This window comes from Sphaerochaeta sp. (assembly GCF_050256055.1).
In the GTDB taxonomy this organism is placed as follows: Bacteria; Spirochaetota; Spirochaetia; order Sphaerochaetales; family Sphaerochaetaceae; genus Sphaerochaeta.
Genome location: NZ_JBFWIJ010000001.1, coordinates 1 through 22,223, shown reverse-complemented (window position 1 = coordinate 22,223; position 22,223 = coordinate 1). Strand labels below are relative to the sequence as shown.

At 52.5% G+C, this 22,223-nt stretch carries 13 protein-coding genes; 9 read left to right on the top strand and 4 right to left on the bottom strand.

Annotated features, from left to right (window positions below):
* The first annotated feature begins 33 nt into the window (after nt 1-33).
* Nucleotides 34-738, top strand: coding sequence for a FadR/GntR family transcriptional regulator (locus AB7C91_RS00065; protein WP_428588317.1), 705 nt, complete (start codon nt 34-36; stop codon nt 736-738).
* On the opposite strand, the gene AB7C91_RS00060 is transcribed toward AB7C91_RS00065, so the two are convergent.
* Nucleotides 735-3,677: a PEP/pyruvate-binding domain-containing protein gene (locus tag AB7C91_RS00060; RefSeq protein WP_428588314.1), complete on the bottom strand. Its 2,943-nt coding sequence runs from the start codon at nt 3,675-3,677 to the stop codon at nt 735-737. The two genes, AB7C91_RS00065 and AB7C91_RS00060, sit on opposite strands and share 4 nt — an antisense overlap.
* 224 nt (nt 3,678-3,901) lie before the next feature.
* On the opposite strand from AB7C91_RS00060, the gene gdhA reads away from it, so the two are divergent.
* The 8 genes from gdhA (at nt 3,902) to mglC (ending at nt 18,083) form a co-directional block, all read left to right on the top strand.
* The gene (gdhA, locus tag AB7C91_RS00055; protein ID WP_428588311.1) at nt 3,902-5,239 is read left to right on the top strand and encodes an NADP-specific glutamate dehydrogenase; all 1,338 of its coding nucleotides are present in this window, start codon (nt 3,902-3,904) and stop codon (nt 5,237-5,239) included.
* A 482-nt stretch (nt 5,240-5,721) separates the two neighbouring features.
* A complete protein-coding gene (locus tag AB7C91_RS00050) occupies nt 5,722-8,235 on the top strand; it encodes an adenosylcobalamin-dependent ribonucleoside-diphosphate reductase (protein ID WP_428588307.1) in 2,514 nt (837 codons plus the stop codon).
* A gap of 47 nt (nt 8,236-8,282) precedes the next feature.
* Complete coding sequence (locus tag AB7C91_RS00045; RefSeq protein WP_428588304.1) at nt 8,283-9,500, top strand: MFS transporter; 1,218 nt, start codon at nt 8,283-8,285, stop codon at nt 9,498-9,500.
* Between the two features lie 168 nt (nt 9,501-9,668).
* A complete protein-coding gene (gene nifJ / locus AB7C91_RS00040) occupies nt 9,669-13,202 on the top strand; it encodes a pyruvate:ferredoxin (flavodoxin) oxidoreductase (protein ID WP_428588301.1) in 3,534 nt (1,177 codons plus the stop codon).
* 116 nt (nt 13,203-13,318) lie between these two features.
* The gene (locus AB7C91_RS00035; protein WP_332447385.1) at nt 13,319-14,248 is read left to right on the top strand and encodes a pectinesterase family protein; all 930 of its coding nucleotides are present in this window, start codon (nt 13,319-13,321) and stop codon (nt 14,246-14,248) included.
* Nucleotides 14,249-14,422: 174 nt separating this feature from the next.
* A complete protein-coding gene (locus tag AB7C91_RS00030; protein WP_332447384.1) occupies nt 14,423-15,436 on the top strand; it encodes a galactose ABC transporter substrate-binding protein in 1,014 nt (337 codons plus the stop codon).
* 99 nt (nt 15,437-15,535) lie between these two features.
* On the top strand, nt 15,536-17,044 hold the full coding sequence (locus AB7C91_RS00025) for a sugar ABC transporter ATP-binding protein (RefSeq protein WP_332447383.1): 1,509 nt from the start codon (nt 15,536-15,538) through the stop codon (nt 17,042-17,044).
* Between the two features lie 13 nt (nt 17,045-17,057).
* Nucleotides 17,058-18,083 (top strand): galactose/methyl galactoside ABC transporter permease MglC, encoded by a 1,026-nt coding sequence (gene mglC, locus AB7C91_RS00020; RefSeq protein ID WP_332447382.1) that lies wholly within the window; start codon nt 17,058-17,060, stop codon nt 18,081-18,083.
* 56 nt (nt 18,084-18,139) lie between these two features.
* Here the strand turns inward: mglC and AB7C91_RS00015 are convergent, their stop codons facing one another.
* The 3 genes from AB7C91_RS00015 to AB7C91_RS00005 form a co-directional block, all read right to left on the bottom strand.
* Nucleotides 18,140-19,087: a substrate-binding domain-containing protein gene (locus AB7C91_RS00015; protein ID WP_428588295.1), complete on the bottom strand. Its 948-nt coding sequence runs from the start codon at nt 19,085-19,087 to the stop codon at nt 18,140-18,142.
* Complete coding sequence (locus AB7C91_RS00010) at nt 19,084-20,850, bottom strand: cache domain-containing sensor histidine kinase (protein ID WP_428588292.1); 1,767 nt, start codon at nt 20,848-20,850, stop codon at nt 19,084-19,086. The genes AB7C91_RS00015 and AB7C91_RS00010 overlap by 4 nt, the downstream gene beginning before the upstream one ends.
* Nucleotides 20,847-22,223: response regulator transcription factor (locus AB7C91_RS00005; protein WP_428588289.1), on the bottom strand; the 1,377-nt coding region annotated here is incomplete at its 5' end. The genes AB7C91_RS00005 and AB7C91_RS00010, both read right to left, overlap by 4 nt.

The following is a 22,223-nucleotide window of genomic DNA, read 5'->3' as shown; positions in this document are numbered from 1 at the left end:
GATAGGTGGCTGTAGTGAGGGGGTACTGTTCTCATGGAAGATATGTTCGCAGTCCGCGAGGCTCGTCCCTCGGCAGTGGAAGGGGTGATTGAGAAGATCAAGGAATTGCTCATTGAGCAGAAACTTACCCCTGGGGATATGATACCCAACGAAATTTCCCTTGCAGAAAGTCTGAAAGTCGGTCGTGGTACGGTGCGTGAGGCACTGAAGATTCTCTCCGCCTACGGGGTGGTTGAAATCAAGCAAGGCCACGGCACCTTTGTTTCGAGTGCATCCAACAAACGCCTCTTTGATCCGCAACTGTTCCAGATTCTCGTCCAGGACCGTGATTACCGCAGCCTTACGCAGGTGCGGCAATTGCTGGAGGAGGGTATCGTCAAGTTGGTCATCGAGTTTGCCAGTGAGGATGAATTCGTCCTCTTGGATCAGACGATGCAGAAATTCCAGGAAGAGCTGACGAAGGAAGGCAGAAGCGAACAGCATGCCGGGTCCTTGGATCTGCGTTACCACCGGTTGCTGGCCCGATTCAGCCACAACAGCATTGTGGAGAATATCTATACGTTTGTCATCGAGCTGTTCACCAAGACGATCAATCCCATCCATGAGGGAGTGGCGGACGTCCATCTACGGCTGCATCAGGCCATCATGGCCCGGGACAGCGAAGCAGCAGTACAGGCGGTGCGGGCGCATACAGACATCTGGGTCGCCGGGTATCGTGCGACCCATCGGAATGCCTAGGATTTGATGACGATTACCCCTTCCTGTTTGAATCCGTTCACCTTGATGGTGAGCGGTTTTTCTGCATGGGCATGGATGAAGTGTTCGGTTTCGTCGTAGATCTGAAGGTCCTGTAGTCGCTTCAGATCGAGCTTTCCCGATCGGTAGGAAGGATTTATGGTCAGATAAAGACAGCCCAAGCTGGTCATGTTCTGGAAGAAATGGGTTCCTTGGCTGGGTTCCACCTGGAAACCCTGCAACCCGGTTTCGATGATGACCTTGGATCGGGAGATCTGCGACCAGGTCACCGGAATGCCGAGCCAAGGGTCGCAGGAACCAAGTCGTCCTGCAACCAAGAGGGCGTAATCCCGCTCAGAGAGTACCATTTGGGCGTTGAGTTTATCCAGTTCCTTGGCCATATCCTTCATGCGCGACGCATCAAATCGGTCCGTCTTCAGGTAGATGATGTCGCTGATTTCCTCTATCCGGCCGTTGCCCATGACGACGTTCGCATAAATGGCGGCGTTATTGCGTTCCTCATCAGTGATATTTACATCGCTTTCCTCGTTTCCCAGGGCGATCGGACGGATCTGCAGCAAACTGAATTCCTGTTTCTTGGGTGCCTTGCGGTTGAGGTTTACGGCGAATTCTATTTCCACCGGTTTCCCCATCGCCTGCGTTCCCAGGCTGAGCACATCCTTCACAATCTGGGCCAAGGGGAATGCATCATACTTGAGTATCCCATTGAAAGTGATCACCTTCTGTCCTTCCGCCTTTATTGATTCAGACAATCCTCCAGTGGTCATATCATAGGTGCTGGCGATGTATTTCAGGGTTTCGGGGAATTGCTGTGCCTCGCTGAGGTCAAGCAATTCAAGATTTTCCAGTCCGCCTTCTTCCAGGGGGTGGTAGCCGCTGGTGAGGTTCAGGCCGTAGAAGGCATGCTGGCTGCTGGTCTGGTTGCCGCCCAAATACTGGGCGGGGCGTTTGGGGTGGGAGGGTGAGAATCGAAGTGCGGAACCGTTGTCGACGACCGCCTTGCCGAAGCCGAAGCTGAGCATACCGACCCCGTCCTCCGGTTTTTCTCCACCGAGTGGATAATAATTGAGGCTGCGCCCTACGCCGCTGATGTTCGGATACCAGTACGAACCATGTTCACTGCCGATGACTTGTTGGATGATGACCGCCATTTTTTCTTCTTCCAGCATGTGTTCCGTCGCCTTCAGGTATTCCTTCGCGCTTCTGAAATACGTGGAAGCCCAGACGGCGCGGACTGCATCGCACAGCTCGGCCAGGCGAGCATCATCGCTGCCTCGGTTGGGAAGCATGCAGGTCTCATAGACCCCGGCGAACGGCTGGTAATGCGAGTCCTCAAGCAGACTGGAAGACCTGACGCAGATCGGTTGGTGGATGACTTGGATGATTTCTGCAAGATTCAATACCAATTCAGGGTTCAGTGGTTTGGAAAGGAATATCTTCAACAGGGTTTCATCAGGCAGGTCGGCCGTGGTGATGTCTTTGAGATTGTTTTCCTCAATGAATTGGGTGAACTGGTCGGTGGTGACGACGACGGTTCGTGGGATGGAAAGATAGACCTCAGGATATTTATCCGGTATTTTTGCTGCCCGCAATACCATGTCGATGAAGGCAAGGCCACGTCCCTTGCCACCCAGAGAACCTCCTCCGATGCGACTGAAGAAGAGGGTTTCGTCGTAGTTGTTCCTGCTGAATTGAGCGATTACTCCCTTGGTCCGTTCACTCCGATAGGTGCGTATGATTTCAATGAGCTGTCGTTGGACTTCCTGTGCATCCCCACCGGCGGGGATTTGCAGATCCTTGATACGGGCGGCGAGGGTGTACAGGCTCTGGGCTCTGAGCCAGCGGGAAAATTCATTGCGGCGGCAATGGAAATCAAAACTTTCCGCGGGAATAGAGGGGAGCAGGCGCTGAAGGTCGCGCATGGTCTCGGCCCGGGCAATTTCCTCCATGGTCGTCGGATCACGGAAAATGAACGGGCCGAATCCGTAATGGCTGGTCATGAATCGGTTCAATTCGAACAGAAGGGAGGAGCTGTGCTTCCACAGAAAAAATGCCCCGCTGTCTTCTGCGCTTTCCTTGGCATTGCTGTCGCTGCTTTGGATGAGCATGGGGATCTCCGGGTCCCGGGAAAGCACCATGCGGGTAAGGGCAAGGCCGGCATATTTGTCCTGTTCGCCTTCACGAAGATAGGCCATGTCGGTGATGATGCCCAGGATGTTGTGCCGGTAGGTTGTATACAGGCTTACCGCTTCTTCGTAGGTTCGGGCAAGGACGATTTTGGGTCTTCCGCGCATCCGAAGGGTCCTTCCCCAATTGTTCAGGGCTTCAAGGATGGCCGAGCGATTCTGCTGGATCAAGCAGGTGTACATCATGGGAAGGTATGAGGAGTAGAAGCGGATCGAATCCTCCACCAGGATGATGACCTGTACGTCTGCGGCTTTGGTGTCATGGTCAAGGTTCATCCGGTCCTCGACGAGCTTGATCATGGCCAGGAAGATGGTCGGGTCCCCCTGCCAGTAGAAGAAATAATCGATGTCCTGACAGTCGGATCCCTTGAGCAGCTTGTTGCGTTTGTGGCTGGACGAAGGGGAAAGCGCAATGACTGGCATCTGCGGGTCGAGCTGCTTGATGGATGCCGCCAGTTGTTCCACGGACTCGGGGCCGAGGTCAAGCATGGTGATGACCAGTTCGAACTTGCGCTGCGCAATCAGGGCAAGGGCTTCCTCGCCGCAGCTGGTATGGGTGATTTTCGGGGGGTTGTTCAGTCCCAACTGGGTATATTCGAGGTACAGTTCCTCTTCAACGCGTCCGTCTTCCTCGAGCAGGAACCGGTCGTAGTCGTTGCAGATCAAAAGGACATTGTAAATATGTTTCAGCATCAGGTTGCTGAAGGGCAGCCAGGTTGGGTCAAGTGTATACATACGAGCAGTGTAGCATGAGCACCATAGTTTGAGTAGATTTTCGATTTCTTGTAATTTTTGATTAAAAATTCAAATTTTATACAACAAATTGAATCATAGGTAAATATAAATACTATTATTGACGGTTACCATAATTTAGCATTGACAGATTGTAGAGCTGGGTTTACGCTTTCTGAACAAAACAACGCCACTGTGTCGTTGATTCCAAGGAGTGAAACCTAGGTATGTATAACCTTGATGCCATTATGGAAGAGCTGGAACGGAAGAACCCCGCTCAGCCTGAGTTTATCCAGGCGGTCCGAGAGGTCCTGGAGAGTGTCATCGATGTGGTCAATGAGAACCCGGTCTATGAGAAGAATCGGATTCTGGAACGAATGACCGAGCCCGACCGCATCCACTCGTTCCGGGTGGAATGGGAGGATGATGAGGGGAACCTGCAGGTCAACCGCGGGTATCGGGTGCAGTTTAACAATGCATTGGGTCCGTACAAGGGTGGTTTGCGTTTCCACTCAAGCGTTACGCTGGGGACTTTGAAGTTTCTTGGCTTCGAACAGACGTTGAAGAACAGTCTGACCACCCTGCCCATGGGTGGGGGCAAGGGCGGAAGCGATTTCAATCCGCGTGGAAAGAGCGATGCCGAGATCCTTCGGTTTTGTCGTTCGTTCATGACCGAGTTGCAGAAGTACATTGGACCCGATACCGATGTGCCCGCCGGTGATATCGGCGTCGGTGCACGCGAGATTGGGTATCTGTACGGGCAATACAAGCGCATCAGAGCCGAAAATACCGGGGTATTGACCGGTAAGGGTCTGGGCTATGGCGGTTCCTTGGTGCGTCCTGAGGCCACCGGCTATGGTACGATGTATTTCGCCAAGGCGATGCTCGAGGCCCATCAGGATAGTCTGGAAGGAAAAACGGTTGCGCTCAGTGGATTCGGCAATGTTGCCTGGGGGGCGGCCATCAAGGCAACCCAATTGGGTGCGAAGGTTGTGACGATCAGCGGTCCGGACGGATACATCTACGACAAGGATGGAATCGGAACTCCGGAGAAATGGGCGTACATGAATATGCTGCGCACGTCAAACAATGATGTGGTGGCTCCCTATGCCAAGAAGTTCGGAGCCGTGTTCGTGGCCGGCAGGAAGCCTTGGGAAGTACCGGTTGATCTGGCCTTTCCCTGCGCCATCCAGAACGAGTTGGATCTTGAGGATGCAAAGACTTTGGCTGCAAACGGAGTGAAGTACGTGGTGGAAACCTCCAACATGGGGTGCCAGGCTGATGCAGTGAGCTTTTTCATCAAGCAGCGCATCCCGTTCGCCCCGGGCAAGGCCGCCAATGCGGGTGGGGTGGCTGTCTCCGGTTTGGAGATGAGCCAGAATGCCATGCATCTTTCCTGGACTGCTGAGGAGGTCGATCAGAAGTTGCATACGATCATGACGCAGATTCATCAGGCTTGCATCAACGAGGGTCGGGAGGATTCCGGGTACATCAACTATGTGAAGGGTGCGAATATCGCAGGTTTCAAGAAGGTTGCTGATGCCATGGTGCAACTTGGGTATTGATGGGTAGCGTTCCCGTTGGGATATGTGTATCGAGGGGGTCTTCCGGTTGGGAGACTCCCTTTCTTTGAGACACTAGAGAATCGACAAAACGGTGCTGTTGTCATCGTGTTAGGATGCGGTTTGGCTATGGTTTTCCTCCCGGCCTGCGTTGGGTGTGGTTTTGGTTTTTCCTCTCTCATCCCTTATAGGTTGCAAGGAATTGTACATCCTTGCTTTGACCTTTTCCGACCTTTCCAATACGCAATTATGTAGGGATGATAGCTAACTACTATAAAACCTATATAACACTATATATAGCGTTATTCAACTTCTTACTGCGCTATAAATAATGTATTGCCGCTTGCCAACTTTGCTTCCACATGCTATGGTAGATGCGGGTCGACTTGCTTCGACCCTTGTATTTCACTGAAGATTTTTTCTTGGGGACGGGTGTTTCATCAGTCGAAACAGTAAGTGAAAACTTTTACATATAGAGGGATTACATGGGCTCAGCAAAGAATGAATTGAGTGGGTTGGGGCGCAAGATTTTTCTTGACCGGTATGCGCTGAAAGATGTGAAGAAACAGACGCTGAAGATCGGCGATGTCGTGGTTGCCGTGAGTAATCCGAAGACCGGCCAACGGGAAATCGGAGTGGTTACGGAACTCGGCCTCGATGATGCCATCACCGTGAAACTTGACGACGGGGTGATCCTGCATGTCAAGCGTGAGGATGTGGATAAGCCGCTGGAAACCGACCCCGCCCAGATGCTCGCCCGTGTAGCGAAAGGTATCGCTTCCCAAGAGAAGCCGGAGGTGCGAAAGCAATGGGAAAAAGAGTTCAATTGGCTCCTGGAGGACTGGAAGTTCGTCCCTGGAGGCAGGATTCTTACCGGTGCGGGAACGGATCAGAACCTGACCTACTTCAATTGCTACGTGATCCCTTCCCCGAAGGACAGTCGTGGTGGCATCATTGCCTCGCTGGGGCAGATGACCGAGATTATGAGCCGCGGCGGCGGAGTGGGGATGAACATCTCCTCACTCAGGCCCAGGCACAGCTACGTCAAGGGCGTAAACGGCCGTTCCAGTGGATCGGTAAGCTGGGGCGGGCTCTTCAGCTTCGTCACCGGCCTGATTGAGCAGGGAGGGTCCCGGAGGGGGGCCTTGATGTTGATCCTCAACGTCTGGCATCCCGATATCCTGGATTTCATCAATTCCAAGCGTGAGATGGGCAGGATCACCAATGCCAATATCAGCGTCGGCATCACCGACGATTTCATGGCTGCGGTACGCAGTGACGGCGATTGGGAGACGTATTTCCCCGATACTTCCGATCCTGACTATAACAGCAAGTGGGACGGCGATATCGCCAAGTGGCAGAAGGACGGCCATAAGGTGGTGGTGTACCAGAAGCTGAAGGCGAAGAAAATCTGGGAAGCCATCGTCGAAAGTGCGTGGGCAAGTGCCGAACCGGGGGTGTTCTTCATCGACCGGTACAACAAGATGTCCAACTCTTGGTATTATTCGACCATCCAAAGTACCAATCCCTGCGGGGAACAAGGGCTTCCTCCTTGGGGAGTCTGCAATCTCGGTTCGATCAATCTCAGCCAATTCGTCCAGCATAAGAAGGTGTTGTATGAGGATTTGGGCAGGACGGTGAGGGCCGCGGTCCGTTTCCTTGATGATGTCATTGATGATACCCCCTATTTCTTTGATGAAAACAAGAAGCAGCAACTGAGCGAACGGCGCATCGGCTTGGGTACCATGGGGCTTGCCGATATGTTGATCAAGATGGAACTGGCGTACGGCAGCGAGGAAAGCCTGAAATTCATCGAGGAGCTGTACAAGTTCATCTGTGTCGAGGCCTATACGGAAAGCAGCGACTTGGCCAAGGAGAAGGGAAGCTTCCCGCTCTTCGATGCTGAGAAGCTGCTGCAAAGCGGTTTCATGGTGCAGCTGCCCGAAGATATTCGGGAGAAAGTGCGTACCCAGGGACTGCGTAATGTGACCTTGCTGACCCAGGCTCCGACCGGCACGACCGGTACGATGGTCAACACCTCCACCGGAATCGAGCCATACTATTTCTGGGAATGGGAACGTACCGGTCGCATGGGGACGAACATCGAGCGGGTGAAGGTGTATGAGGATTGGGTGAAGGCACATCCTGGACAGAAGAAACCCGCATATTTCGTTTCTGCCATGGATCTTGCCCCGGAAGGGCATGTGAAGGTGCAGGCCGCCATCCAGAAGTGGGTTGATTCCTCCATTTCCAAGACCGGTAATACGCCCAAGGAATATACCGTCGAGCAGACCGGAAAGTTGTACGAGCTGCTCTATGACCTGGGTTGCAAGGGTGGTACCACCTATCGGGATGGCTCTCGGGATACCCAGGTTTTGACTGCCAAGAAGGATGAACCGGAAGAGAAGAAGGAAAGTGAGAAGCCTTTGGTTTCCCGCTCCTCCGAGCCGAAGCCGCGGGTACGGTCCACGGTTCTGCATGGGACCACCTACCGCAAGGCGACTCCGATTGGGACGGCATACATCACCGTCAATTGCGATGGGCCCAAGCCCACCGACATCTTCGAGGTTTTCATCAATGTGGCTAAGGTCGGTTCCGACGTAGCTGCGGATGCGGAAGGGTTGGGAAGGCTCATCAGCCTGATGCTGCGCATGCCATCCCCGCTGACCCCGGACCAACGGGCACAGTCCATCATCGGGCAACTTGCCGGTATCGGAAGCGGTCGTTCGATGGGCTTCGGGAAGAACCGGGTCATGAGCCTTCCGGATGCGGTTGCCCAAGTGTTGCAGCAGCATATCGGGTCCACAGATTCCGAACGTGAGGCTTCTCGCCTTCCGGATGAGGAGGATGAACCGGAGGATTTGGGCCAGCTTGACCTGGGGCTTCCTTCCTCCACTTCCAGCGTGAAACCCGATATTTGCCCGATCTGCGGCAATGTCACCTTCGTGAATATCGAAGGTTGTAAGAAATGTTTCTCCTGCGGTCACAGCGAGTGTTGACCAAGAAGCGCTCTCTCCGTACCCTCTGTACAGGGTAGGGAGACAGCATGAGTACACAACAACCCCGTCCACCTGTGGCGGGGTTTTCCTTGTATCGTGGATTGGAACGCAGCATCTATATTCTCTTTGTCATCAGGATCATCAATCGATTCGGTGATTTTGTGCAGATGCTGTTGGTTTTGATTCTCACCGGGAAGCTTATGCTTTCCAGTTCCCAGGCAGGATTGTTCGTGTCTTCCAGCATCGTGCTGACGATGCTCGGCCAACTGACCAGCGGCTTCTTGTCCGATCGATTTGGGAGCAAGCGGCTCTTGGTATTCTACCAATCCATGATCAGTTTCTCCTATTTATTGTGTGCCATGTTGTATGTTTCCCATCCACATTTCGTCCCCTATCTCATTTTGCTGGCCAGTCCCTTCCGGGGTGGTACGTCCCCATTGACCAACACCATGGTTGCCGACTTCAGCAAGAGCGAACAGCTTTCGCGTTCTTTCAGTCTGCTGTATCTTGGAACGAATATCGGGGTGGCGGTAGGTCCGGTTGCGGCTTCCTTCCTCTATGCACGTTCCTTGGTGTTGCTGTTTTCGTTTTCCTCCTTGCTGTTGTGCCTTTCCACCATCCTGCTGGGCCTTTCCATCAAAATGGTGCAAACCCGTCCGGTGGAGCGAAATGAAGAGCCCTCCCCTCAAGTCTCGAAAGCCCGGCCGCAGACGGTGCTTCTGGTGTTCTACGCGTTTTTTTCACTGTACAGTCTGGTGTATGGGCAGAATACCTTCACGCTTCCGTTGCAGTTCTCGTTTTTATTCGGTGAGCAGAGCGGGACCGGTCGATACGCCGTGTTGATGATGGTCAACGCTGTCACGGTGTTGGTGGCAACCACGACGCTCACTGCCTGGACGTATCGGTTGGGCCAGCTGTCAAGCATGGCACTGGCTATGTTCTTCTTCGTCCTGGGGTATGGTATGTATGCTTGGTGTGATGCGTTCCCCTTGTTTCTGGCTGCCACCTGCATCTGGACATTCGGCGAGATCCTCATGGCGACCAATGCCAATGTATTCGTCAATGCCTATGCCCCTCGGGCTACTCGATCGCGCAGCAATGCCTATGTGACCACCGCTTCCAGTCTGGGACATGCAATTTCACCGACCTTCGGTGGATTGCTCCTGCTCGTTGTTTCCTACCGGCAGTTGTGGTTGATCAATGCAGGAATCTGCATTGTGCTTGGATGCGGTTATATTGCGCTCCATACATACCTACGGAAATAGTACATGACTAAAAGATTGTCAATCAACGAAATCAAACTGGGGAAGGTTGCAATCAAACACGTATTGGTTTATTATCGATAGGTGGAAAATCTGTGTGGATTTTTTTTTGTTCGTGCATAGGGTGACCCCTTCCGGGTCACATCAAATACTGTTTTATGGAGTGCCAAAATGGGTAACAAAAACCGGGTTACTATTGACGGAAACACCGCTGCTGCGCATATTGCATATGCCTTCAGTGAAGTCGCCGCAATCTATCCGATCACCCCGTCCTCTCCGATGGGAGAGTTTGCGGATTCTTGGTCCAGCACCGGACGCAAGAACCTCTGGGGAAAAAAGGTAGAGATCATGGAAATGCAGTCAGAGGCTGGTGCGGCTGGTGCCGTTCACGGAGCTCTTTCTGCTGGTGCTTTGACCACCACGTTTACTGCAAGCCAGGGATTGCTCCTGATGATCCCCAACATGCACAAGATTGCCGGTGAGATGATTCCGACCGTCTTCCACGTGTCTGCAAGATCCCTTGCTGCACAGTCCCTCTCAATCTTCGGTGACCACTCCGACGTCATGTCCTGCCGCAACACCGGCTTCGCCATGACCTGTGCCAACAACGTACAGGAGACCATGGACATGGCTTTGGTTGCACATCTGGCCACCCTGGAATCCCAAGTCCCCTTCCTCAGCTTCTTCGATGGTTTCAGAACCTCCCACGAACTGCAGAAGGTCGAGGAGATTTCCTACGATGAGATCAGGCCGCTGGTGAACGAGGAATATGTTCGCCGTTTCCGTGAGCGCGCCATGCGCCCCGAGCACCCGAAATTGAAGGTTGCCGCACAGAACGAAGACGTATACTTCCAGGGTCGTGAGACGGTGAACCCGTACTACGAAGCCCTCCCCGAGATGGTTCAGAAGTACATGGACGAGGTTGCCAAGCTTACCGGTCGCCCGTACCACCTCTTCGACTATGTCGGAGATCCGAATGCCACCGATGTCGTCGTCATCATGGGCAGCGGTGCGGATACGATGGAATGGGCAAGCGAATACCTGAACAAGAAGGGCGGCAAGACCGGTGTCTTGAAGGTTCGTCTCTATCGTCCGTTCAGTGCAAAGCATTTTGTCGCAGCGCTTCCCGCTTCCGTGAAGCGTGTTGCTGTACTTGACCGCACCAAGGAACCTGGTTCCCTCGGTGAGCCCCTCTATCAGGATGTCGTTACCGCACTCAGCCAGCTCGGCAAGTATGACGTCAAGGTAATCGGCGGCCGTTTCGGTCTGTCCAGCAAGGACTTCACTCCTTCCCATGCAAAGGCTGTCTTCGACCACCTTGCAGGTAAGGCGTTCAGCAACTTTACCGTTGGCATCAACGACGATGTGACCGGCCGCTCCATTGCAGTGAATGAGAACATCAACGTCATGCCCGCAGGTGTGGTGTCCTGCATGTTCTGGGGTCTTGGTTCCGACGGAACGGTCGGTGCAAACAAGAACTCCATCAAGATCATCGGAGACAATACCGATCTCAATGCTCAGGCATATTTCTCCTACGACTCCAAGAAGAGCGGCGGTATCACCGTCAGCCATCTGCGTTTCGGCAAGAGCTCCTTGGATATGCCGTGGTTGATCGACCATGCCGACTTCGTTGCTTGTCACAATCCTGCCTATATCGGCCGCTATGACATGCTCGGCCCGTTGAAGAAGAACGGCGTATTCCTCCTCAACAGCCAGATTCCTTCCAGTGAAGTCTTCGAACATCTTACCCGTGAGATGCAGGAGCAGATCATCGAGAAGAAGATCCGCTTCTACAACATCAATGCACTTGAGATTGCGGAGAAGGCAGGCCTCGGTACCCGTATCAATACGGTCATGCAGGCTGCATTCTTCAAGATCAGTGAAGTCCTTCCTGAAGAGGAAGCCATTGATTTGATCAAGAAGTATATCAAGAAGACCTTCATCAAGAAGGGTGAGGAAATCGTCAAGAAGAACTGGGCAGCAGTTGACGGCGCAAGCGATGCACTGCATCAGGTTTCCATTCCCGAGAAGATCACCAAGAGCTATGAACCCGCTCGTTTGATCCCCGAGGATGCCGACGACTATGCAAAGGACATCATGGAACCGGTCATGCACCTGAAGGGCAATGAGATTCCTGTTTCCAAGATGTCGTTCGATGGAAGCCTGCCGACCGCTACCGCTAAGTTCGAGAAGCGTGGTGTTGCTCCCTTCGTTCCCCATTGGATTTCCGAGAATTGTATTCAGTGCAACCAGTGCGTACAGTCCTGTCCGCATGCTGCAATTCGTGCCAAGCAAATTGATCCGAAGGATCTCGAAGGCGCTCCAGAGACTTTCAAGACCCTGAAGTCCAGCACCAAGAATGACAGAAGCCTCCAGTTCAAGATCCAGGTCTATACTGAGGACTGCCAGGGTTGTGGTGTCTGTATCGAGACCTGTCCCTCCAAGGTCAAGTCCCTTGAGTTCAGCCCGATTGCCACCGAGCGTGCAAACGGCGAGATCGCCAATGCAGAGTTCTTCGAAGCACTTCCCTATGATGTGCTTGACGGCGCTCCCGAGAGTTCCATCAAGGGTCTGCAGTTCAAGCAGCCGCTCTTCGAGTTCTCCGGTGCTTGTGCCGGTTGTGGGGAGACCCCGTATGTGAAGATGGTGTCCCAGATCTGTGGCGACCGCATGATTGTTGCGAATGCCACCGGTTGTTCCTCCATCTACAGCGGTACCTTCCCGACCACTCCCTACACGGTCAGACAGAGTGACGGTCAGGGTCCGGCTTGGGGCAACAGCCTCTTTGAGGACAACGCTGAGTATGGTTTGGGCATGCGCCTTGCCGTAGATTCCAACCGTGAACAGCTGCGCATCTACATTGATCAGCTGCTTGCTCTGGGAACCACCGATGCACTGAAGAGTGCCATCGAGAAGTCCCTCGAGTTGTGGTCTGAGTCCAGTGAAGCCGCCAATGCCGCCCAGAAGGCTGTACAGGCTGCACTTCCCGAGGCTATGGCTGTCGCCAATGCCGAACAGAAGGCTCTTTTGGTGAAGATCGACGAGCTGAAGGATTACTTCGCCGATAAGGTGGTCTTCATCATCGGTGGTGACGGTTGGGCCTATGATATCGGCTACGGTGGTGTTGACCATGTGGTCGCTTCCGGCAGAAACGTCAACATCCTGGTGCTCGATACCGAAGTGTATTCCAACACCGGTGGACAGGCTTCCAAGTCCACTCCGATTGCCGCCGTTGCGAAGTTCGCCAATGCTGGTAAGGAGATTGGAAAGAAGAACATGGGCTTCATGTGTATGACCTATGGCCATGCGTATGTCGCTTCCATTGCTCTCGGTTCCAACCGCCTGCATGCCCAGAAGGCGTTGCAGGAAGCAGTAGCTTGGAAGGGCCCCTCCATCATCTTCTGTTACGCTCCGTGTATCAACCATGGTATGAACATGCGGTTCAGCCAGGTTGAGGAGAAGAAAGCAGTTGAAGCTGGTTACTGGCCGCTCTACCGCTACAATCCGGCTCTCGAGGAAGGCAAGAAATTCTCCTGGGATACCAAACCGGCTACCGGTTCATACCAGGAATTCATCAAGGGCGAGGTCCGCTACACTTCGTTGTACAAGACCAATCCTGAGAATGCCGAGACGCTGTTCGCCCGGGCAGAGGAAGATGCAAAGAAGCGCATGAGCTTCTTTGAGAAACTCGGTCCGTTGATGTAAGCTTCAATTTCTAAGTTTGTTGCGAGGGCTGCCGAAAGGCAGCCCTCTTTGCGGTATTACGGAAAAAGAGAAACAGCTGTCTTCATACTCCAAACACATCCTCGTATGATGGACTCATGCAGGAACATATCATATCAGTCGGACCGGGAAGCAGTATTAATGAGGCACTCCAAAGCATAGGAATGTCGTCGGAGTCGGTCATCATCCAATTGGAAGCGGGTGTCTATACCGAGAAGGTGTTCGTAGATCGTCCAAATGTCACCATCCGTGGCAGAGGTAGGGAAAATACCCGTATTTCCTTCAACGATGCTGCGATGACCGAGCGGGACGGCAGAAGTCTGGGGACTTTCGCATCGGCAACCCTGACGGCAACAAAGCCGAATTTCAAGGCCGAGAAGCTCTGTATTGCCAATGATTTCGACTATGATTGTCATCGTGCATTGGTTGCCCGCAATCCGGGGAAGGTGAAGGGACTGCAGGCTGTGGCTTTCCGATCCACCGGCTCAAGTGACCATACGCTGCTTTCCGATTGCTCTTTCATTGGACATCAGGACACACTGTTACTGGATGCAGGCACCCATCTGGTGCAAGGGTGTCGGATCGAAGGCAACATCGATTTTATCTTTGGATCGGGAACTGTATTGTTTGAACAGTGCACGATTGTTTCCAACGGGCCCGGGTATGTGAGTGCCCCTTCCACCAAAGTCGAGGACATCGGGTTTCTCTTCCATCGATGCAGTTTCACGGCCACCCATGTCGTTCCCAGGGAAAGTGTGTACCTGGGCAGGCCTTGGCACCCGGGTGCAGACCCTCAGGTCAATTCCTATGCCCTTTTGTATGATTGCTATGAGGATGCACATATTCACCATGATGGATGGACTTGGATGCATGCATTCCCTCCCGGGGGTGGCGAGGTTGTGTTTACCGCCGAATCTTCCCGGTTCTTCGAGACCTCTTGTAGTGGCCCGGGAAGCAGCAATGCACGTGAGAGCCTTGCTGAAAATGAAGTGATCACCATAGTTCAGAGTTTTCTTATGGATTGGTAAGATATACTATAGTAATCAATTATATTCAATCATCATGTTGTTCTGCTCCTAATCTTGTATAGCAGTTTTTTTTGTGAATCGAAAAAAAACCAAGATTGTTCATAAAAATTTGCATGTACAGCTGTCCAAGGTCATGCAAGACTGCATACAGAGAAAATCCATTAGGAGGGATCTATGAAAAAGATTACTGCCGTTGTGTGCTTGGCACTCGCCTTGGTAACTCCCGCTTTTGCCCAAGGGCAAGCCGAAAGCAAGGGTGTAGAGATTGGGTGTGCAATCTACAAGTTTGATGACACCTTCATGACTGGTGTCCGCAACGCAATTGTCGCCGCCGCCGCTGAGACTGATGCAAAGGTTGAAGTCGTCGACTCCATGAACATCCAGGCCACTCAGAATGAGAAGGTCGACCTGTTCATCACCAAGGGTATGAAGGCAATGGAGATCAACCCTGTTGACCGCACCGCTGCCGGCGTCATCATCGACAAGGCCAAGAAAGCCAACATCCCCGTAGTGTTCTTCAATCGCGAACCTCTCGCTGAAGACATGGCAAAGTGGGACAAGATCTATTACGTTGGTGCCCGTGCTGAAGAGTCCGGTACCATGAGTGGTCAGATCATCGCCGACTACTGGAAGGCCAACAAGTCCATGGACAAGAATGGTGATGGCGTTTTGCAGTATGTCATGCTCAAGGGCGAGCCCGGACACCAGGACGCAGAACTGCGCACCGAGTATTCGATCAAGGCTCTGCAGGATGCAGGGATCAAGGTCCAGAAGCTTGCTGAAGATACCGGCATGTGGGACCGCGTTAAAGGTCAGGAAAAAATGGCCGCTTTCATCGCCAGCCAGGGCGACAAGATCGAAGCTGTATTCGCCAACAACGATGACATGGCTCTTGGTGCAATCGAAGCCCTCAAGGCTGCCGGTTACTTCAAGGACGGAAAGTTCATGCCGGTCGTAGGCGTCGACGCCACCGCTCCCGCTCTCCAGGCTCTTGAAGAAGGCACTCTGCTTGGCACCGTGTTGAATGACGCAGTGAACCAAGGCCGCGCTACCTTCAAACTGTCCTATGATCTGGCCATGGGCAAGACCCCGACCAGCGAATCCATCGGCTACACCATTTCCAATGGCAAGTACGTATGGGTCCCCTATCAGAAGGTCACCAAGGAGAATTACAAGCAGTTTAAATAAGGACTGAGATGTAGGAATTCCCCCTCCGGGTTAACTGGTAATCCGGAGGGTTTTTTAAAGGAACTACACCCCGGTAACCCCGGGGAGGCGAGGGATGTCATGTATGTACTTGAAATGAACCATGTCTCCAAGTCGTTTCCCGGCGTCAAGGCGTTGGACGATGTTACCCTGAAGGTACGGCCGGGAACGGTTCATGCCCTGATGGGCGAGAATGGTGCAGGGAAATCCACCCTGATGAAATGCTTGTTCGGGCTGTATTCCATGGATGAAGGAGAAATCTTCTTCAATGAACAGCCGGTGAAAATCGGCAATGTAAAGGAAGCCCTTTCCCTGGGAATCTCCATGATTCACCAGGAACTCCATTTGATCCCGTACCGGTCGGTGATGGAGAACATTTGGTTGGGCCGGTATCCGCGTATCGGAGGGGCCAAGAGCCCTGTCGTGGACCATAAGACAATGTATGCGAAGACGGCCGAGTTGCTGAAGGATCTGAATCTTTCCACCATCCAGCCTACCGATCTGCTTCGTACACTCTCGGTCTCCAAGGCCCAGAGTGTCGAGATTGCCAAGGCAGTCTCCTACGATTCGAAAATCATCATTATGGATGAACCGAGTTCCTCGTTGACCGAGAATGAGGTTGAGCATCTGTTTGCCATCATCAAATCATTGAAGGCAAAGGGCGTCGCCATCATCTATATTTCCCATAAGATGGAGGAAATCCTCAAGATTTCCGATGAAGTAACCATCATGCGTGATGGTCACTACGTTGGCACATGGCCTGCCAATGAACTTACGACTGCAGTCATCATCAAGCGCATGGTCGGTCGTGATCTGACCCACCGATTCCCTGCCGGTGAAAGCAAGATCGGCGGTGAATTGCTGAGACTTGAGCACTATACCAGTCCGAATCCCAGAAGCTTCCAGGATGTGAGTTTTACCCTGCACAAGGGAGAGATTCTGGGAATCGGGGGGTTGGTCGGAGCCCAGCGTACCGAGGTGATGGAAGCCGTTTTCGGGCTTCGCCTCCACAGCGAGGGGAAATTATTCGTCAAGGGAAAGGAAGTTGTCTGTAACAGTGCCTATGATGCAAAGAAACTCGGTATGGCATTGCTTACCGAGGAGCGGAGAGCCACCGGGATATTCCCCGTGCTTTCCGTGCAGGAAAATCTGGTTATAGCCAACATTACCGCCTATAAAAACAAGAGCGGTTTGCTCAATGCAGCGAAAATGGCAACCGACACCAAGAAAAGCATCAAGGAACTTGATATCAAGACACCGAGTGCCCGTACCTTGATCAAAAGCCTGAGCGGTGGCAACCAGCAGAAAGTATTGTTTGCACGATGGTTGCTTACCGTCCCTGATATTCTCATCCTCGACGAGCCGACACGAGGCATCGACGTTGGTGCGAAGTACGAGATTTACGTGATCATGCGTGAATTGGCTGCCCAAGGCAAAGGGGTGATCATGATCAGCAGTGAAATGCCTGAACTGTTGGGAATGACCGACCGGGTGGTGGTCATGAGTGAAGGTAAAGTCGCCGGTACGGTGAACAGCAAAGAAACGAACCAGGAAGAAATTATGGAACTGGCGACCAAGTATGTCGGCTAGGAGGGTGAACCTAATGAATATGCAATCCGTTGGAAATGCTCTGTTGGGCAAGAAGAATATCAAACAGTTTGTCATGGATAAGGCTATCTTCATGGTCTTGTTGCTTCTGGTGATCATTATCGCCATCATCAACCCCAGGATTCTGCGGTTGCAGGTCCTCAGGGACATTTTGATGATGAGCTCGACGAAAATCATCATGGCGTTGGGTATGATGTTCGTCATCCTCACCGGCGGCGTTGACCTGGGTGGTGGTCGTATGGTCGGCATGGCGGCCGTTATTTCGGCTTCGATGCTCCAGACCGCAGACTATGTCAGACGATTCTACCCGGGCTTGGGCCAAATCCCTATAATTTTACCGATTCTGCTTGCCCTGCTCATTGGAACGCTCTTTGGTATGATGAACGGACTGATTGTGGCGAAATTCAAGGTTCCGGCCTTCATCGCCACCTTAAGTTCGATGTTGATCATCTACGGTGTCAACTCGATCTATTTCAATCTTCCTCCGAACAACAGTCAGCCGATCGGAGGCTTGCGTGCCGATTTCACCTATCTTGGTTCCGGTTCGATCAGCTTCATCCCGGTCATCGTCATATTCGCCGCCATCGTGTCGGTCATCGTCTGGTTCGTCCTGAACAAGACGGTCTTCGGCAAGAACGTGTATGCCGTCGGAGGCAACCCCGAGGCAGCGGCGGTTTCCGGTATCAACATCACCCAGACCTTGGTAGGATTGTTCGGGCTTTGTGGTTTTTTGATTGCTCTTTCAGGTGTTCTGGAAGCTGCCCGTACCGGAGGGGCCACCAACAACTATGGAAACGGCTATGAGCTCGATGCCATTGCTTCCTGTGTCGTCGGCGGTGTTTCGACAACTGGTGGAGTTGGAACCGTAAGTGGCGTCATAGCAGGTGTCATCATCTTTAGTTTCATCAACTATGGGCTTACCTTCATCGGCGTGAATCCGTATTGGCAGAATATCATCAAGGGTGCCATCATCGTGGCCGCAGTTTCCTTCGATATCCGTAAATACGTCCAGAAGAAATAGTGTCTGGTGTATCGTAAACATTGGGCAGGAGCAATCCTGCCCTCTTTCTTTTCATATTACTGGAATGTTTGGAACAGCAACCGTTGATGCTCCTCACTGAACATTGTTTCCTTGGTCACCAGTGCAAAGTCCACTAGCTTTTTGGCGGGTTTGGTACCATTGAGCAGATCGACGGCAGCCAGGACCGACCGATATCCCATATTGAACGAGTTGACTACCACCAGAGCATCGATGACCCCTTCCTCCAGCAGCTGGATCTCATATTGTGTAGTTCCAAATGCAATGAAACAGATCGGAGCGTGGTCTGCCAAGGCGTTGGCAACCCCATGGGCGGTATATTCTTCCAAGGCGAACACCAAATTGATGTCGGGATCACTCTTGAACGCATTGCGGGTAATGTCCCGGGCGATGGATTCGTCGGTAAAGCTGTATGTGGCACTGACGATCCGGGCATTGTCTCTGGCATTGAACGCTTGGACCAGCGATTCAACGATCTGTGTCATGCTCGTGCTGTTGGGCATGGAACCGAGGACCAAAGCTTTGATCGGTTGGTCCGCTGAGAAGTGGGAGAACGCCCGCTCGGCCATGGCTTTCCCGATCGCCTGGTAATCGGCGGTAATGGAAAAATCAGCGGCTTGGTTCTTCAAACCGGTATCGGCGAGTACCACCTTGATGCCTTTGCCTCGGGCTCTGGCCACGGAATCCTCCAGTCTGGTAAAGTGGCTGGGAGAGAGGATAATCGCATCGAAATCCTGGTCGATGGCCTTTTCCACCATGGTGATCTGTCCTTCATAGTCGGACTCGTTGACCGGGGCGAAGAATTCCAAAACTGCGCCGGTTGCGCTTCGGGCACTCCGCGCTCCGTTTTTCAATGCACCCCAGAATTCCCCGCCTTGCATCATCGTAATCACGGCGATGCGGTACGGATCTTCCGGTTTGTTTTTCTTGGCTGAACAACCGAAGAGCAGGGGAATGATCAGAAGAAGCAGGATGATGCGTTTCATGGTTGTGCCACCTTTATCGGATGAATCGGGGCCTGTTCAGGGATGACCAGCCGTACCAACGTTCCCTCGTCCAACTCGCTGGATATTTCCAGACCATAGTCGGAGCCGTAGTAGAGCTGGATGCGCTGATGAACATTCCGCACTCCTATTCCCGCACCACTCTTGTGCGGCGGTCCTTCCAGACTTAGGATCGTATCCAGTTTCTGTGCATCCATGCCCACCCCGTTGTCCCGAACCTCGATGACGATTGCTCCCGGTTTTCTTTTGAATACCTTGATGTCGATGTGCCCCATCTCCTGCAGATATTTGATTCCATGATAGATGGCATTCTCTACGATCGGTTGCACGATGAGTTTGATCGTCGGCAGGTTCTCCATGCCTTCCTCCATGCTGATGGTGAACTCAAACTTATCCTGATAGCGGATCTGCTGGATGATCAGATAATTGCGTACATGTTCAAGCTCCTCGCTGAGGGTGATGATGTCCCTGCCTTTGCTGATCGATATCCTGAACAGCTTGGCCAAGGCCGTAATCATGGTGATGACCCCTTCGGTATCATTCTGTTCAGCCATCCATACCACGGAATCGAGAGTATTGTAGAGGAAGTGTGGATTGATCTTTGCCTGCAGGGCGTCGAGTTCGAACTTACGCTTCATTTCCTGACTCTTGACGATGTCATCCATCAGTTGACGGATGCGTCCCACCATCAAGGCAAAGGTTTGGGAAAGGGCAGCCACTTCCTGGTTCCCTCCGACGGTGGGAGGAGCGGAAAAATCCCCTCGTTCCACGCTGTTCATTAGTCGTTCCAACTCACGAATGGGCCGACTGATGTAGGCTGATACCGAACGGGCGAGGAGGATCGTAATAACTATGCAGAAGGCAAGGACAATGATCATGACGGTGGTGTATTGGTTCAAGCCGGCCATCAATTCATCCATGTATGCAACGCCGACGATTCTCCAGCGTGCATTGTTCACTGTATTGATGATGACCAGCCGCTCCCTGCCTTCGAAGATATTGGTGAAGGTTCCGAAAATATGTTCCTGCACGGAGTCCAGATCCTCGTCAAAAAGATTCGAGTTTATCAATTGCTGATACGGGTGGTAGACGATCTTGCCGTTGTTGTCGATGAAGTAGACATATCCGGTGTTCCCGAGCTTCGCACTCTGACAGAGCTCGCTGACTGCCGAGAAATTCATGTCGATCAACAATAGTCCTTGGCTGAGTTCCCCCTCTTCGTTGATATAGCTGATCTGTTGGCTGTAGGTGATAACCCAAGGATAGCTGGAGGTGAAGAGCTGTTGGACATGCGGTCCGGTAAAATAGAAGTTCCCTTCTCCTCCCAAGGCACGGGTGAACCAGGTTTGGTTGGTCAGTTCCTCCTTGGGACGTACCGGAGCGTCTATGGTGGAAAGCAGGATGTTCCCCTCCAGATCAAAGAGAATCAGGCAGACGATATCCTGCCGACTGTCAACGATGGAACGAAGCCGCTGCTCGATTTCCGTCCGCGAGAGGTTGTTTGTTTGCTTGGACAAATCCCCGGCATACCCTGCAACGGTAAGAATGTCATTGGTATAGTAGTTAAGGTTTGCGTTTACCTGCCTGACGATTTCACGGGTGGAGACGGTGGCGTTTTCCCGGATCGTCGAAGAGAACTGGCTGAAGAGAATGGCCGAGACAAGCAGGGTGAAAGAGATGGAGACCACCGCAATGGCGAAGGTGAGGATGGTTTTGATGGAATGCGGACCTCTGATGGTGCTCATCGGTTGGCCTGTCGGTATTGGGAGGGGGAGACCCCCACGTGACGTTTGAAGCAGAAACTGAAATAATTCGGTTCTGTGAATCCGACGGATTGGGCGATCTCATAGGTCTTTCCCTCGGTTTTCACCAACAGTTCCCGTGCCCGATCCATCCGCATGGTCGTAAGATACTGGACGAAACTGCTGCCTACTTCCCGCTTGAAAGTTGAACTGAAGTAAGAAGGGCTTACCCCGATCATTTCACTGATTTGTTCGAGTCCGAACCCGGGTTCAGTAAAATGTTTGGCGATCAAAGCCTTTGCTTGGCCGATGAATTGGATATGGGAATTTTCCCGTTGTCCTGCAATGGCCTGGCGCAAGGTGAGGCAGAGCCTGGTGAACCATCGACGGGCTTTGCCCAGTGTAGTCAATGAGGAAAGCTCGGAGAAGAGGTTCCTTCCTTCTTCTTCGGCAAGTGTAAAGGTGGTATGCCCGTAGGAGTGGGCCAAATCCTCAAGCGAGTAGGAGAGCTCCAAGACAAGCGCCTGCATCCGGTGGAGTTCCAACGAGGCCAGCTGTTCTCCCAGAAGCTGATTGACCGCCTCCTGCACCTGTTCCTCCGAGCCCATTTTCACTGCCACCAACACGTCCGCCTTCAGTTCCTGCATCCTTGCCTGTTGTTGCTCGAACGGGATCTTCTCAAGATCGCTGATGAATAAAAGGGATTGTTCGGGATAGCTGGAACTATAGTTCAATGCAGTGAGTGCCTGATGATACGATTGGGTGATCGCCGAAGGTGAATGGACGAGATTTCCGAACCCAAGCACCACAGGGAAGTTGTATTTTTGCAGATAGGCCTGGAGTTGTTCGGCCTTTCGGTAGGTTTGCTTCCGGAAAACCGAATCATAATGGGGTTCTGCATGACTTTGTGCACTGAAGATGATGACGATCTGGTTCTCGAACATGAACACCCGGTTACCGTCCTCCTTCTTGAGGACATCCTCCACCACTTCGAACATTGCCAATGACTGCAGGACATCATCCTGCATGTGGTCTGTCTCAATGATGGCCACCATGAACTCATCCTTGTCCAGGTCAAATCCGTATTCCTGGGCTTTGGCGACCAAGGCTGCGTCTGAGGTCGGGTGGACGGAAGTCAACAGCGAAACCAAAAATTTTTCCCTGATCAACGGAAGAACCTGCTGATAGGCTTGGCGCAGGCGGTCCTGGTCCTGGGTCCTCTTGATTTCTTCATCCAGACGTTTGCCCAGCCGTTCCAGCAATTTGCAGAGATCTTCCACAGAAACCGGCTTGAGCACATATTCGGTGACTTCATACCGCATTGCTTGCTGGGCATAGGTGAATTCGTCATAACCGCTGAGGATGATCAGGGTAGT

Coding starts and splice junctions, on each gene's coding strand:
- AB7C91_RS00065 (WP_428588317.1), top strand. CDS start 34: ATGGAAGATATGTTCGCAGTCCGCGAGGCTCGTCCCTCGGCAGTGGAA.
- AB7C91_RS00060 (WP_428588314.1), bottom strand. CDS start 3,677: ATGTATACACTTGACCCAACCTGGCTGCCCTTCAGCAACCTGATGCTG.
- gdhA (WP_428588311.1), top strand. CDS start 3,902: ATGTATAACCTTGATGCCATTATGGAAGAGCTGGAACGGAAGAACCCC.
- AB7C91_RS00050 (WP_428588307.1), top strand. CDS start 5,722: ATGGGCTCAGCAAAGAATGAATTGAGTGGGTTGGGGCGCAAGATTTTT.
- AB7C91_RS00045 (WP_428588304.1), top strand. CDS start 8,283: ATGAGTACACAACAACCCCGTCCACCTGTGGCGGGGTTTTCCTTGTAT.
- nifJ (WP_428588301.1), top strand. CDS start 9,669: ATGGGTAACAAAAACCGGGTTACTATTGACGGAAACACCGCTGCTGCG.
- AB7C91_RS00035 (WP_332447385.1), top strand. CDS start 13,319: ATGCAGGAACATATCATATCAGTCGGACCGGGAAGCAGTATTAATGAG.
- AB7C91_RS00030 (WP_332447384.1), top strand. CDS start 14,423: ATGAAAAAGATTACTGCCGTTGTGTGCTTGGCACTCGCCTTGGTAACT.
- AB7C91_RS00025 (WP_332447383.1), top strand. CDS start 15,536: ATGTATGTACTTGAAATGAACCATGTCTCCAAGTCGTTTCCCGGCGTC.
- mglC (WP_332447382.1), top strand. CDS start 17,058: ATGAATATGCAATCCGTTGGAAATGCTCTGTTGGGCAAGAAGAATATC.
- AB7C91_RS00015 (WP_428588295.1), bottom strand. CDS start 19,087: ATGAAACGCATCATCCTGCTTCTTCTGATCATTCCCCTGCTCTTCGGT.
- AB7C91_RS00010 (WP_428588292.1), bottom strand. CDS start 20,850: ATGAGCACCATCAGAGGTCCGCATTCCATCAAAACCATCCTCACCTTC.